Here is a 13941-nt window from a genome sequence, read left to right as displayed (position 1 = left end):
AATCATGGATAAAGTTTTAGGAACACTTAACGGAATGAGTTATACCGTTGGCGATACATTACTTGAATTAAGTTACCTGATTGCCGCGCTTTTATTTGTTGTAGGTTTAAAACTACTCTCCCACCCCGAAACTGCCAGAAGGGGAAACCTTTGGGCAGCAGGAGGAATGGGATTAGCGATGATAACAACTTTGTTGTTACATAAAAATTCAAACGGAGAAGGAATTTCTCTTTCAAACGTCTGGATTATACTTGCTGCCATTGGTGTAGGTGCAGCAATTGGCTGGATGGTTGCCCGTAAAGTTAAAATGACAGCAATGCCGCAGCTTGTATCATTGTATAATGCTACTGGTGGAGGTGCATCCATGTTGGTAGCTTTATTGGAATACCCGGCAGCAATGGCAGGAGATGTACAATCTATCATAGTAACCGTATTGGGATTAATCATTGGTGCCGTTGCTTTTAGCGGTAGTTTAATTGCATTTGGGAAACTCGATGGTCGTGTAGGAGATATTATGAAACCTTTCATGACATACCTGAACCTTGTGCTTTTGGTAGCTACTTTAGGAATGGGGGCTTTTATCGTTGCTTCACCAAATCCACCGGCTGAAATGCTTTGGGCAATTTATACGCTCACCGCTCTGTCTCTTGTTTACGGAGTTATGTTTGTTATGCCAATTGGTGGTGCCGACATGCCGGTAGTTATTTCATTATTGAACTCGTTTACAGGTATTGCCGCTGCAATGGCAGGTTTTATTTATAACAATGAAGCCATGATTTTGGGCGGTATCCTGGTTGGAGCAGCCGGTATGATTTTAACGGTTTTGATGTGCAAAGCAATGAACCGGTCACTTATTAATGTTGTTATCGGTGCATTTGGTGGCGGAGGCGCAGCTTTAGACCGCGAACAGGGAACAATTAAAGAAATTACACTAAGCGATGCTGCTGTGCTTCTAAGCTACTCACAAAAGGTAGTTGTTATTCCAGGATACGGTTTAGCAGTTGCCCAGGCTCAACATATTGCTCACGAATTAGACAATTTACTTGAAGGAAAAGGTGTTGAAGTAAAATATGCTATCCACCCGGTTGCCGGACGTATGCCAGGGCACATGAATGTGCTGCTTGCTGAAGCGGATGTTCCGTATGAAAAACTGGTTGAAATGGATGATATTAACCCGGATATGCCAAACGTTGATGTTGCCATTGTAGTAGGAGCAAACGACGTGGTTAACCCGGCGGCATACGATGATCCGAGCAGCCCGATTTACGGAATGCCGATTATCGATGCACACCTGGCAAAAAATATCATCATCATGAAACGTGGAATGGGTAAAGGTTATGCAGGGATTGAAAACTTCCTGTTCTTTAACGACAAAACCCGCATGTTGTTTGGTGATGCAAAAAGTTCAATCCAAAAATTAGTGACTGAAATAAAAAGCATGTAACAACTTTTAAAATAAAGTCAAAAGAAAAGGTTTCAATTAAATTGAAACCTTTTCTTTTTTTAAACTAAATTTACCTTCAAACAGACAAGCCACAAAAAAAATGAAAAGAAGAAATTTCTTAAAAGCAACAACTCTTGCAGGTTTTGGATTTACATTTCCTCAAGCGCTGTCAGCAAACAATCAAAAAGCAACAAAAGAAATACGAGATACTTTTTCGCTAACAGGGAATAAAGCTTCGATTTATACAAACTCAAACATTAAAACCACCCGGATTTTTCATATTACCGATACGCATCTTTCGTTAGATGACGAGCGAGGAGACGCTTTTAAAGAATTCAGTAAAAGAATGGCCGGTGCTTATAAAAGCAACGAACAGTTTGAAACAGGAGAACAGGTAACAACAATTCAAAGTTTTGAACAGACTTTACAAAGAGCAAAAGACGAAGAAGCAGATTTCCTGGCTTTAACCGGCGATATATTTAGTTTTCCTTCGGAAGCTGCAATTGATTGGGTTGGTAAAAAATTGGAAGAAACAGGAATTCCATATGGTTACATTGCAGGAAATCACGATTGGCACTATGAAGGGATGAAAGGCAGTTCGAATAATTTGCGTAAAACCTGGACTGAAAAGCGCTTAAATTCGCTTTATAAAAAAAATAATCCGCTGTTTGCAAGCTACGAATTCAACGGTCTTCAATTGGTTTTTATTGACGATTCTACTTATGAAATAGAACCTGAGCAGCTCGTTTTTTTAAAAGAACAAATAAAAACAGACAAGCCATTTTTGTTGTTCTTGCATATTCCGCTGTACATCCCTGGCAGATCGATGGGATATGGCTGCGCAAATCCTGAATGGGGTGCAGAATCAGATAAAAACTATGAGTTGGAAAGGCGGGAACAATGGGGAAAAGGAGGCCATACAGAAACAACATTCCATTTTTACGATGAAGTTTTTAATGCTCAAAACCTGTTGGGCATTTTTGCCGGCCACACACACCAACCGGCAATCGACCTAAAAAATAATATTCCTCAAGTAGTCTCAGGACACAATGCAACCGGGTATTTTACGCATATTGAAATAAATCCGGCGTAAATTGGAAACACCTTCCGAAATGAAAAAAGAAGAAATTATAAACGAAATTATTCGTCAGTTAGACGACCGAATTTCTTTTCTGAAACAATCCATTCAGGCAGCAAAAGAATCGCGCGACAACGAAACAAAAAGCAGCGTTGGCGATAAATATGAAACCGGACGAGCTATGGTACAAATGGAGTTGGAAAAAAACTTGGCGCAGTTAGCAAAAACTGAAAATTTAAAGACAATCCTCAATAAAATCGATCTTCTCAAAAATTTAAAAAAAGTAGAATTTGGAAGTTTAGTTGAAACCAATTTTGAAAAATATTTCATTTCTGTTGCTTTTGGAAAAGTTGAAATAAATAACGTCCCTGTACTTTGTATTTCTCCTATTTCTCCGGTAGGAAAACTTATGGAAGCAAAAACAGCTGGTAAAAAAATTAATTTCCAGGGAAGACAAATTGAAATAAAATCGATTTCCTAAAATGAAAAATAATCGACTAGACCACGAACTACCGTAAGCAACAGAAAAATGGGGATGGAAATTTCATCACCTTGGAATTCCGACAGTAGAAAAAATGCAGGGAGAAAGATATTTGCCGCAATTCAAATTTTATGTTTCCGGTTTTCCTGAAAGTTCTTTTGGCATTGAATGGATGCGATTTGAAAAAGACTGCCCGGTTCATCCGCTCATTCAAAAAGTACCGCATCTGGCATTTGAAGTTGAAAATTTAGATCAAGAATTAAAAACACACAATTTTAAAATAATTACACCTCCGAATCCTCCTTCCGAAGGAATTAGAGTTGCAATGATCGAACACAATGGAGCTCCAATTGAACTAATCGAATTCGATAAAAAAACAGACTGAGATTTGTAACGATATTCTATAATTCTGCCTCCCCTGCACCTAAATTCTATGTAAAAAAATCAAAAAACCATCAGTTAAAGAAAAAATAAAATTTGAATTTGATAAAAATCAGTCATAACTTACCTATTCAAATAATTTGAAGGAGAATGATAAACCAGAGGAAGGAGTTTCGACAATTGGCGCCGGAACGTGTGAGTTATGAGGTATTAGAAGAACAATCAAAAATCTTTAGCGAAAATGAAATCTTAAATACCCTCGCAGATTCACTTTCTCAAATGCTGGTGGTATTGAACCCGGAAAGACAAATTGTTTTTGCCAATAAGCTTTTTTTACAATTTCTCAGAAAAAAAGAATTAAAATCCGTTCTTGGTCAAAGGCCTGGTGAAGCCACAGACTGCATTTATTCCGATCTTGTAAAAGGAGGCTGTGGACATAGTGAATTCTGCAGAACCTGTGGGGCGGTGAATTCAATTCTTGAATCACAGATTGGAGAGCAGTCTGTAAAGGAGTGTAATATTTTAAATAAAAAAAATGAAGCTCTTGATTTGAGGATAACCTCAACTCCATATAAATATGCAGGTAATGCATTTACCATTTTTTCCATTAATGATGTTAGCGATGAAAAAAGACGCCAAAACCTGGAACGTTTGTTTTTTCATGATGTTTTAAACAGCGCGGGAGGAATTTTAGATCTGACAAATCTTTTGAATGAAGTGCAATCTCAGGATGAAATGACAGAAATTACAGAGATTCTTAAACGTGCGGCAGATAATATGGTTTACGAAATTTCATCGCAACGCCAGTTGCTTGCTGCCGAGCGCGGCGAACTCAAGGTCACCGTTTCTGAAGCAGATATCCTTTCTGTTTTTAGTGGGCTTAAAAATACCTATGAAAGACAGGAGATCGCTTCCGGTAAAAAAATCAGGATCAAAAAATCACAGAAAAATTATATTTTAAAAACAGATTCAGCACTTTTACGAAGAATTTTGGGAAATATGTTAAAAAATGCATTAGAGGCTTCATTACCGGACTCCGAAATTGTGCTCTCCTGCGAAAAAAAGAACAACAAAATTCAATTTTCAGTTCATAACAACAATTTTATTGCCCCGGATATTCAACTTCAAATTTTTAAACGTTCATTTTCAACCAAAGGCAAAGGAAGAGGGTTAGGAACATACAGCATGAAACTTTTAGGTGAAAAATACCTTGGCGGTAAAGTAAGTTTTAAAAGTTCGCAAAAAGACGGTACTACATTTTATTTAGAAGTTTAATTTAATCACTCATAATATTTGGACATGTCCCGACAATTATTTCAATCGTTTTGTCCGCAAAACTTTATGATTTATTGCATACGAAAACCCTATTGAAATAAACTGTTTCAACTGCAGTCTGGGTTCTTCTCCTATTTTTACATCATTGTCGTCAAAGATTGGAAACAGAACATCATCGTCGTATATCATATGTAACATCACACGCATATTAATATAGTCGTTCAATTTCATCACAACCAGATTTTCCCAATTCACATCAAACTTCTGAAAAGGCTGTTGGTAATTGATAAACATTTTATACTTGGTTTCGTATGTAATGTCTTTTGTTATTTCCTTTTTAAATGTAACATCGGCATTTAAACCCGGCTCCCAAAAGCTTTTCCGGTCTTCGTCAATACTGTATTTTGTCTGATCAATCAGTGAAGTATCTCTCACATAAACATTTTTTACAGTTAAAGGGGAAAGAAAAAGTGAAAACTCCTTATTTGGCTTGTAATCCAAACCTAATTTCAGGAAAGTTTTTGCGGGTGCCATAAAAGCAGAAATTGGATCCGGATAATCAGAGGTTGGATATTTATACCCCTTGAAAAATTGCGTTTCGTAGTTAAACTCCGCACTGTAGTACCATTTTTTAAAAGCACTTACTCCGAACCGTGAAGTTAATTCAAACTTATCATCGTTTTTTTGCAATTCGGACTCATCTCCTCCCGGGCGTAACCAACCATTTCTGATTTCAGCAGAATTTTCCCATTTTACTTTGCCATCAGCCCGGGAATAATTTGCAGCACCTTTTAAAACAATAAGCAACGAAAGTGCACTCTGCCCCCCTTTCTTCCAATTATCGAGATATGTTTGTGAAAAACCGACTGTTCCGTCTCCGGTAATTGTCCATGGAGTCTGAACTTCATATTGTTTTCCTACGCCGGTTAATCCCATTGAATGTCTGTTCAGTGACGAAAAATCGAAATCTTTGGTTTCTTTTGGTTTAAATCTGGAAAAAGTGACTCCATCGTCAATTGTCAACTGCAAAGTTCTCTTATCCAAATTCTTTACCAATAACCTTAACGAATCATTTTGTTCATTTTTGAGCCAGATACGTTGATAATAGTTATCAAGATTACTTAAACTAATCTGAAAGGGTTCGTTATATAAATTTTGAATCTCAATCCTCGATGTGTCAATATAGTCGGCGTATTGGGAGAGAACTTTAATAACCGTAAAAATAGAATCATTTACGGCCTGCATCACTGAGTTATTATAATCTTTAAGTACGGCATAATTATTTAACTCAATCGAATCAATAAACTTTTCTTTTCCTTTGTTATACTCAACTTCAAAAAGTTCTTGCCGGTACTGGTTTAATACAGAGTCACGATATTGTATAAGGACTGAATCATTATATTCGAGTCGTTTTTGTTCAACATATGCGGCCCTGATGCTGTCTAATTCCATTAGTCGGTTAAAGTTCACCTCATTTTCAAGCATCGAATCCGGAATCACTTCAGGAATAATTAAATTGTCGGGCATTTTATAAACAGAGTCGTTAAACAACTTCATTCCTTCGCCTGGCGGAACAAGCTTTACTTCTTGATTTATCCTTGCTGTTCTTTCGGCGGGTAGTTTTAATTCCCTGTTTTGAAATTCACTTTGCAGTTTGACTCCAAACATTTCGAGATGTTGCTTTACTTTCGTGTAAGGATAGTAACCAGGCACAGACAAGCTGTCATGAACATATTCCGGCAAACGAAAAACAAATTTTACTGAAGAATCGTAAGTCATTGTATCAATCGAAAACAAAATGGAATCAATTGGCTCATCTTCTACAAAATGAATCAATCCTTTTACATCTTTTTCCAGTTTAGGATCTGACGTTTGCCAATATCCTTTTTCCACAAAATACTTTTTAAGAATATTGATTCCGTCGTTAAGCAACTCAGCATCTCTATCACTCAATGATTTTTGTGCAAATGAAACAGGTATAAAATATAGAAGGAAGAAAACCAAAGAAATAACTTTTATCTTTTCCGAACGCATATAAAATTGTTTAAAAGCTTTTTTTCAAAACGCAAAAATAATATTTATGTTATTTTAAATTCAAATAAATTATGATGTTTATTGTAAATTTGAATAATTTCGATTTATAATTGGCTTAAATAAGAACAATTAATACAGAATTTTAATGCGACATACTATCTTTCTTTTGATTTTGGTGTTTTTATTTTCCTGTAGCAAAGAAAAAGAAAACAAAATTGGCGAATCGTTAGGCTGGTCAAAAAGAGAAATTTCGCTTCCTACAAATAATAGTTTGTCAACAGGCCGTTCATATTTATCTGTTTATTCAGACATCTACGACCTTACCGACGAGACCAAACACCTGCTTACATCTACGGTAAGTATAAGAAACACCAGCGTTAACGATTCGATTTTTGTAACAAAGGCCGATTACTTTAACACCCACGGAAAACTAATCCGTTCATATGTGGATTCGCCTGTATATCTGACCCCCATGGAAACAGTTGAAATTGTTATTCACAGAAGAGATAACCTGGGAGGGAGCGGTGCAAACTTTATTTTTGAATGGGCTGTAAAAAATCCAAAATACGAACCGTTATTTGAAGCTGTTATGATATGGACTACTGGCAATCAGGGAATCTCTTTTACAACAAGTGGAAAAAATTACCCCGACGATTAGCTCTTATTTTTCCATGTTGAAAATGGGTTGGATGATAAATAAGAGTTGTAAAAACGTATATCTCCCGACACTTCTTTTTCTACCCAAGCAGGAATATCAATTTTTTGCCGTTCACTCAATAATTCAACTTCAGCAAGAATCAGTCCTTTATTTGCTCCTTCAAAAACATCAATTTCCCATAAAAGGCCACCAATCGTTTCTTTAAAACGGCTCTTTTCCACCGGAAAATTTAAACACATTTCAAGCAATATTACCCCTTCCTTTAAAGGAATTTCATATTCTAACTCTGTTCGCGTTATCCCGGTTGTCTTTCCTTTTACTGTTAAAAACGACTTTTCCCCAACAATACGCACCCTTACTGTCCTTTCCGGATCAATTGAAAGATATCCCTGCACAAGTTTCTGACCTTCCCCCCCTGGCTGCCATCCTTCTGCAGTCACTAGGAATTTTCGTTCTATCTCAACCATACTTACTAATTTGGCTGTAAAAATAGTAGGGTTTTAAAGAATAAAAAGTATTTTCTTTTGTTAAAATTATTTAACTATTTTTAACCCGATTCATTTATTTGAATAAATTGGCGAAACAAACAAAGCAGATAAAAAACAAAAACGAGCGCCAAAACCAAAACAGGAGATTTTAAAATGATATCAAGAGCAGAAGCTATTCAATTACTGGAGAAAAACATATCTGCGGAAAATATGCGGAAACATTGTTTGGCGTCGGAAGTAGTTTTAAGGGCGATGGCAAAAAAACTAAATCGAAACGTTGATGAATGGGGCATTGCTGGCTTATTGCATGATATTGATGTTGAAATTACAAAAGCGAATCCGTACACACACGGACCATATGCTGAAAAAATCTTAAAAGGAAAAATAAGCGATGAAATGTTGGATGCCATTGTTATGCACAACGAGATAGCTACCGGCAAAGAAAGAACAACGGAATTCCAACATGCTTTGGCCGCCGGCGAAACGATTACTGGGTTGATTACGGCAACAACACTGGTTTATCCTGACAAAAAAATAGCAGGAGTTAAAACTAAATCAGTTACCAAAAGAATGAAACAGAAAGCTTTTGCCGCTTCCGTAAAACGTGAAAATATTTTGGAATGCGAAAAAATTGGCATCCCGCTAAACGACTTTGCAGAACTTGCTGTAAGCGCGATGAAAGATATCAGCAATGAACTGGGATTATAAAAGGGATATTAGTTGCTCATTGAATTTTTTGATATTTTTTTTAAAATTTTCAATAAGTTTACTACTTTTACAAACGAGTATTTTTTACTTTTATACACGTAAGTAATACTGGACTTAAACTAAAGCTTGATGATAAACGATCTGAAAAATAAATCGTTAATAGCTTCCGGAGATCAAAAAAAATTCAGACAACTAATGGAGCTGACTTCAGACGATCTTTTAATTTTTGCAATAGGTTTTATTAGAGATAAAGAAACGGCTGAAGAAATAGTCAGCGATGTTTTTGTAAAAATCTGGAACAACAGAAAAGCTCTGTTAAAAGTAAAAAATATCAAATCATATCTCTTTATCAGTGTAAAAAACGGTTGTTTATCCCACCTCCGAAAATCATCAAAAAATAAAAATATTATTTCTATTGATGAATTTGAAGATTTCAAATTTTTGCCGGTCGAAGGGCCTTTGGAAGATGATTTAATAGAAGAAGAAACGGTAAATTTAATTTACAATGCCATTGATAAACTCCCTCCTAAATGTAAACTTGCTTTTACCCTTGCAAAAATAAACGGACTGAAATACAAAGAAATTGCAGAGATTATGGACGTTTCTGAGAAAACAGTAAATAACCATCTGGTAAATGCTGTCAACAAAATTTCAGAAATACTTTCTATTTCCAAAAAAACAAGTGAAAAACCGGCTTCCATGAACAGAGCAAGCCTTTTTTAAAAAATCAAAAAATTATAATTTATTCTTTAGGTACATTTTTAAATCACGACGTCTTTAAGTTTAGATGAGAAAAATGACGAACAGAGATAAACTATATGAATTAATTGTAAAAGATTTGACCTCTGAGATTTCAGAGGAGGAAAAAAAGTTTTTCGAAAAAAGTCTCATTTTAAACGAAGAACAAAAAAACAATTACAATTTAATTAAACGTTTCTGGTCTTCCTATTTCCCATCGGTCGAGAAGAACAATATAATAGAAAAGACTGAAAAAAAGTTGGGTTTCACATATCATCAAGATCATAAATCCCCTAAAGGGTTTAATTTTAAAATTGCTGCAACCTTTCTTTTAATTTTGTCGTTAGGCGTAATAGGACTTTATTACTTTATTTCAAATCAAAATAATTTGAAAATTGTTGAATATAAAACCGGTCCTGATGAAGTAAAAGAAATTGTTTTATCTGATGGAACAAAAGTATGGCTTAACTCGTCATCGGCACTTTTAACAGTTGAGCCTTTTAAAGGAGATTATAGAGAAGCAAGACTAATTGGAGAAGGATACTTTGAAGTAGCACATAACCCACATAAGCCATTTCTTGTTAAAACTCAGGGGCTAACAACTAAGGTTTTGGGAACACACTTTAATCTTATTTCGTTTCCCAAAGAGGCAGAACAAGAGCTCTCCCTATATGAAGGAAAAGTAGAACTAATAGATGATAATAATACTAAAAATAATGTTGTTTTAAACCCGGGAGAACAAGCCTATTTTAATAAGCAAAGAAGTCAATTTTTAATCAAAAGAACAGAATTGGGACAACCTGCTGCCTGGCGAGAAGGCATTCTTAGTTTTTATGACGAACAATTGAAACATATCATATTGACTTTGGAAAGAAGATACAAAACAAGGATAATAATTAAAGATGAAAAAATTGGCAACCTTCGTTTTACAGCAAATTTCGAGGAAGAGTCATTGTTTAAGATACTTCAACTGCTTAACGAAGCACACGAATTTGTATTTTATGAAACAGATAACGGGATAATTATAGAATCATTATAAATATGTTCGTAATAATAAAAAAAGACCATTTGGGTAACTTAAACCAATTATATCAAAAAGGGAGGAAATCTGGTCAGTTTCCTTCCTTTTGAAAGTGTGAAATTATTTTTTTTGTTTAACAAACTAAACCATTAATTTTATGGAACATAGCGTTAAAAAAACGCCTTCCGTGTTCTTCGGATGGCTAAAAACACTTCGCCATGGAGCTGCATTACTAATAATGCTCATGGTGATTGCATCTAACGTTCAGGCAAGTGCTTATTCTGAATCAGTAAAGTTCGACTTAAACTTGAAGAAAGTGAGCCTGAAAGAAGTTTTTCAAACTATCACAGATCAAAGTGAGTTTAAGTTTATTTACAACAACGATGTTGTAAATGACAATCAAAAGGTATCAGTTACTTCCAGCGACGCCCGCGTTGAAGAAATTCTGGATGAAATACTTCCGGAACACAACCTGGAATACAAAGTAATTGATCGCCAGGTTATTGTTTTTCCGGCTGAAGGAAAAACAAACACAGAATCAAACTCAGTAACTCCTGCCAATGCACAACAAAAATCCATCTCAGGTAGGGTTGTGGATGAAAACGGAGCTCCGCTTCCGGGAGTTACAGTTGTGGTTAAGGGGACAACCGTTGGTGTAGTGACGGACATCAACGGAAACTACAATTTAACTGTACCTGCTGACGCCAATGTACTTTCTTTCTCATTTGTAGGAATGAAAACGCAGGAAATGACTATTGGCAACCAAACAACCATTAACATTACTTTGGTAGCCGAAACAATCGGATTGGACGAAGTAATTGCTGTAGGTTATGCCACACAAAAGAAAGCCAATGTCATCGGTTCTGTTACTTCTGTAAGCGGCGAAAAAATCGCCTCTATTCCATCTGCCGATGTTTCTAATGCCATGTCAGGACGTATGCCTGGTACCACTTTCATCCAGGGAAGTGGAGAGCCTGGACAAAATGACGCAAGAATACTAGTTCGTGGTAGATCAACTTTAGGTGACCCAGACGATGACGCCAGGGATGAAGCATTATCTGCTCCATTAGTCGTTGTAGACGGTATTCCTGGAAGATCGTTATCCGATATTGACCCAGTGGATATAGAAAGTATATCCATATTGAAGGATGCTTCTGCGGCCATTTATGGAGCTCAGGCTGCAAATGGTGTTATTTTGGTTACAACCAAAAGAGGAGAAGCTGGTAAACCAAGATTAAACTACCAGTTTTATCAAGGATTTATGACACCTACTATCCTTCCTAAAGTAACCAATGCTGGCGATTACGCTACGATGTTAACTGAATATCAGGATTATCAGGCAAAACCCAGAACTTTTACCGACGAAGACATCGCTTTATTTTATAGTGGAAGGGATCCCTGGGAACATCCTAACAGCGACTGGGTTGGCGACTTGGTTTCAAAATGGAACACAACCAGTAAACATAATGTTACTCTTGATGGAGGAAACAATGGAATGTATTATTACGTATCATTTGGGTTTAAAAACGAAGAGGCTATCTATAAACAGGAATCAACCAATTACAAACAATACAATTTACGCGCCAAACTGGAAGTTCCAATTACAGATTGGTTAAAAACGTCAGTTGACTATGCAGGATACTTAAACAATAAAAAGTATCCAACTAAAGGAGCTGATGCGATCTACGGTCAAACCACACGTTTACTACCAACCCAATGGTCATTCTGGCCCAATGGAAAACCAGGACCAGACATTGAATATGGTGACAACCCTGTGGTAACTTCTACTTTCGAAGGGGGATATAACGACCAAAAATGGTATGTTAACCAGTTAACGTTTTCTGGAACAATAACTCCTCCAATGATTAAGGGATTAACTTTAGGAGCTTCTTACACGTATGATGTTACCAATTTCTACAATAAAATGTTCCGTAAACCGTGGACATTATACTTTGCCTTCGACGAAAATTGGGCTAACGCGACCCGTGACTCAGAAGGTTATGTTACCGATATGGAACTTGTTCCTCGAGCACGTGGATATTCAAGTCCGGAGTTAGAAGAATATTACCGAAGGGATATTCGAAAACTGACTAATTTTAATTTCAACTATACCCGCGAATTCGGTGACCATTCTGTTACCCTGTTTGGGGCTTATGAGCAAGTTGACGAATCATGGAACAATTTCCACGGATTCCGTAAATATTATATTTCTGATGTTGTTCAAACATTGGATGCAGGTGGCAATGCAGATAAAGATGCATGGGGAACAATGTACATATATGCCCGCAAATCGTGGATAGGACGTTTCAATTACAGCTATAAGGGGAAATACCTGGCTGAAGTAGTGTTCCGTCGTGACGGCTCCTTAAAATTCCCTCCGGACAGCCGCTGGGGTAATTTCCCTGGATTCCTGTTGGGATGGAGAGCTTCTGAAGAAAATTTCTGGAAACAAAACCTTAGTTTTATCAACTACTTTAAACTAAGAGGTTCCTTCGGAAAAATGGGTATGGATCCGGGAGATCCCTTCCAGTACATAAATAAATATGAATTGTCACCGGGATTAACTATGGGAACCGGAAAAGCAGTAGAAACAACAGTAAGACAAGCAGTTGTGGCAAACCCAAATATTACCTGGGAAAAACAAACCACATACAATATTGGTTTTGATTCCCAGATTTTAAACAACATATTTTATTTAAATACTAATTTTTTCTACAGTAAACGTTCTGATATTCTTGCAACCAGAGATGCTTCGGTACCTGAATTTACAGGATTGGCTCTGCCAGACGAAAATATAGCAGAAGTGGACAACCGTGGTTTTGAAATTGAAGCCGGATACCACAAGAATCTTACCAATGACTTAAGATTTGATCTTGGAGGTAATATCTCTTATAACCATAATGAAGTGGTATTTATGGATGAGCCGGAAAGAGCAGTTCCATGGCAACAACGTACCGGGCACCCCTATGGAGCAACCCTTCTTTATAACGCCATTGGTATTTTTGCAGATGAAGCCGCCTTAGAGTATCCTCACTGGGCGAATGCAAAACCAGGTGATGTTATTTTTGAAGATGTGAGTGGAGACGGAAAAATTACCTCCGATGATAAAGTATTACTTGACAAAACCGACGCTCCGGAAATCTTTTACGGAATCAACCTCGATATTACTTATAAAAACTGGAATTTGTCGTTATTGGCACAAGGCCAGGGAACTTATTACCGCATGAATATTCAGGATGGACGACGTGGTGAAGCCGGTAACTATTTCCAGTGGAGTTTTGATAACAGATGGACTCCGGAAAATACACACACTGATGTTGCAAGAGCATACAACCGTGATGACCTCTACTGGGCTTTTGATGTAAACAACAGTACATATCATTATGATAACATGGCCTATTGCCGTTTGAAAAATGCAATTCTTACTTATACAATTCCCAATAGTGTATTTGGAAATGTTGGAATTTCAAGAGCTCAGGTATATTTTTCAGGAAACAACCTGTTCCTGATTTATGCTGCCCAAAAGAATTTTGACCCGGAAATTGGTGCTCCTATGGCATACCCTGCTCTAAAAACACTAGCACTGGGAGTAAAAGTTACATTTTAATGATTTAATCAATTTTGAAAAATGAAGA

The 13941-nt window shown here is 36.6% G+C and carries 12 protein-coding genes; 10 read left to right on the top strand and 2 right to left on the bottom strand.

Annotated elements, in window-relative coordinates; genetic code table 11:
• Positions 1 to 4 precede the first annotated feature (4 nt).
• The 5 genes from K5G00_RS17510 (at position 5) to K5G00_RS17490 (ending at position 4659) form a co-directional block, all read left to right on the top strand.
• Positions 5 to 1444 carry an NAD(P)(+) transhydrogenase (Re/Si-specific) subunit beta gene (locus K5G00_RS17510; protein WP_238767481.1) on the top strand — a complete coding sequence of 480 codons (1440 nt, stop codon included), beginning with the start codon at positions 5 to 7 and terminating at the stop codon, positions 1442 to 1444.
• 100 nt (positions 1445 to 1544) lie between these two features.
• Positions 1545 to 2537 (top strand): metallophosphoesterase family protein, encoded by a 993-nt coding sequence (locus tag K5G00_RS17505; protein WP_238767480.1) that lies wholly within the window; start codon positions 1545 to 1547, stop codon positions 2535 to 2537.
• A gap of 19 nt (positions 2538 to 2556) precedes the next feature.
• Complete coding sequence (locus tag K5G00_RS17500) at positions 2557 to 3003, top strand: hypothetical protein (RefSeq protein ID WP_238767479.1); 447 nt, start codon at positions 2557 to 2559, stop codon at positions 3001 to 3003.
• 94 nt (positions 3004 to 3097) lie between these two features.
• A complete protein-coding gene (locus K5G00_RS17495; RefSeq protein ID WP_238767478.1) occupies positions 3098 to 3388 on the top strand; it encodes a VOC family protein in 291 nt (96 codons plus the stop codon).
• Between the two features lie 146 nt (positions 3389 to 3534).
• The gene (locus tag K5G00_RS17490) at positions 3535 to 4659 is read left to right on the top strand and encodes a PAS domain-containing sensor histidine kinase (RefSeq protein WP_238767477.1); all 1125 of its coding nucleotides are present in this window, start codon (positions 3535 to 3537) and stop codon (positions 4657 to 4659) included.
• A 36-nt stretch (positions 4660 to 4695) separates the two neighbouring features.
• Here K5G00_RS17490 and K5G00_RS17485 read toward each other — a convergent pair whose 3' ends face one another.
• The gene (locus tag K5G00_RS17485) at positions 4696 to 6693 is read right to left on the bottom strand and encodes a DUF3078 domain-containing protein (RefSeq protein WP_238767476.1); all 1998 of its coding nucleotides are present in this window, start codon (positions 6691 to 6693) and stop codon (positions 4696 to 4698) included.
• Positions 6694 to 6838: 145 nt separating this feature from the next.
• Between K5G00_RS17485 and K5G00_RS17480 the strand changes: the two genes are divergently transcribed.
• Positions 6839 to 7351, top strand: coding sequence for a DUF3124 domain-containing protein (locus K5G00_RS17480; protein ID WP_238767475.1), 513 nt, complete (start codon positions 6839 to 6841; stop codon positions 7349 to 7351).
• Here K5G00_RS17480 and K5G00_RS17475 read toward each other — a convergent pair.
• Positions 7348 to 7818 carry a CYTH domain-containing protein gene (locus tag K5G00_RS17475; protein WP_238767474.1) on the bottom strand — a complete coding sequence of 157 codons (471 nt, stop codon included), beginning with the start codon at positions 7816 to 7818 and terminating at the stop codon, positions 7348 to 7350. The genes K5G00_RS17480 and K5G00_RS17475 overlap by 4 nt on opposite strands.
• A 174-nt stretch (positions 7819 to 7992) precedes the next feature.
• Here K5G00_RS17475 and K5G00_RS17470 point away from each other — a divergent pair, with 174 nt between their 5' ends.
• The 4 genes from K5G00_RS17470 (at position 7993) to K5G00_RS17455 (ending at position 13913) form a co-directional block, all read left to right on the top strand.
• A complete protein-coding gene (locus K5G00_RS17470; RefSeq protein ID WP_238767473.1) occupies positions 7993 to 8547 on the top strand; it encodes an HD domain-containing protein in 555 nt (184 codons plus the stop codon).
• A gap of 129 nt (positions 8548 to 8676) precedes the next feature.
• A complete protein-coding gene (locus tag K5G00_RS17465; protein WP_238767472.1) occupies positions 8677 to 9270 on the top strand; it encodes an RNA polymerase sigma-70 factor in 594 nt (197 codons plus the stop codon).
• Between the two features lie 274 nt (positions 9271 to 9544).
• A complete protein-coding gene (locus K5G00_RS17460) occupies positions 9545 to 10324 on the top strand; it encodes a FecR family protein (RefSeq protein ID WP_238767471.1) in 780 nt (259 codons plus the stop codon).
• A gap of 139 nt (positions 10325 to 10463) precedes the next feature.
• Positions 10464 to 13913, top strand: coding sequence for a TonB-dependent receptor (locus K5G00_RS17455; RefSeq protein ID WP_238767470.1), 3450 nt, complete (start codon positions 10464 to 10466; stop codon positions 13911 to 13913).
• Positions 13914 to 13941 lie beyond the last annotated feature (28 nt).

It is taken from the genome of Maribellus maritimus (assembly GCF_022267315.1).
GTDB classification, from domain to species: Bacteria; Bacteroidota; Bacteroidia; order Bacteroidales; family Prolixibacteraceae; genus Draconibacterium; species Draconibacterium maritimum.
The sequence above is the reverse complement of the archived record's forward strand: the minus strand, read 5'-3'. Positions and strand labels throughout refer to the sequence as shown.

Coding starts and splice junctions, on each gene's coding strand:
- K5G00_RS17510 (WP_238767481.1), top strand. CDS start 5: ATGGATAAAGTTTTAGGAACACTTAACGGAATGAGTTATACCGTTGGC.
- K5G00_RS17505 (WP_238767480.1), top strand. CDS start 1,545: ATGAAAAGAAGAAATTTCTTAAAAGCAACAACTCTTGCAGGTTTTGGA.
- K5G00_RS17500 (WP_238767479.1), top strand. CDS start 2,557: ATGAAAAAAGAAGAAATTATAAACGAAATTATTCGTCAGTTAGACGAC.
- K5G00_RS17495 (WP_238767478.1), top strand. CDS start 3,098: ATGCAGGGAGAAAGATATTTGCCGCAATTCAAATTTTATGTTTCCGGT.
- K5G00_RS17490 (WP_238767477.1), top strand. CDS start 3,535: ATGATAAACCAGAGGAAGGAGTTTCGACAATTGGCGCCGGAACGTGTG.
- K5G00_RS17485 (WP_238767476.1), bottom strand. CDS start 6,693: ATGCGTTCGGAAAAGATAAAAGTTATTTCTTTGGTTTTCTTCCTTCTA.
- K5G00_RS17480 (WP_238767475.1), top strand. CDS start 6,839: ATGCGACATACTATCTTTCTTTTGATTTTGGTGTTTTTATTTTCCTGT.
- K5G00_RS17475 (WP_238767474.1), bottom strand. CDS start 7,818: ATGGTTGAGATAGAACGAAAATTCCTAGTGACTGCAGAAGGATGGCAG.
- K5G00_RS17470 (WP_238767473.1), top strand. CDS start 7,993: ATGATATCAAGAGCAGAAGCTATTCAATTACTGGAGAAAAACATATCT.
- K5G00_RS17465 (WP_238767472.1), top strand. CDS start 8,677: ATGATAAACGATCTGAAAAATAAATCGTTAATAGCTTCCGGAGATCAA.
- K5G00_RS17455 (WP_238767470.1), top strand. CDS start 10,464: ATGGAACATAGCGTTAAAAAAACGCCTTCCGTGTTCTTCGGATGGCTA.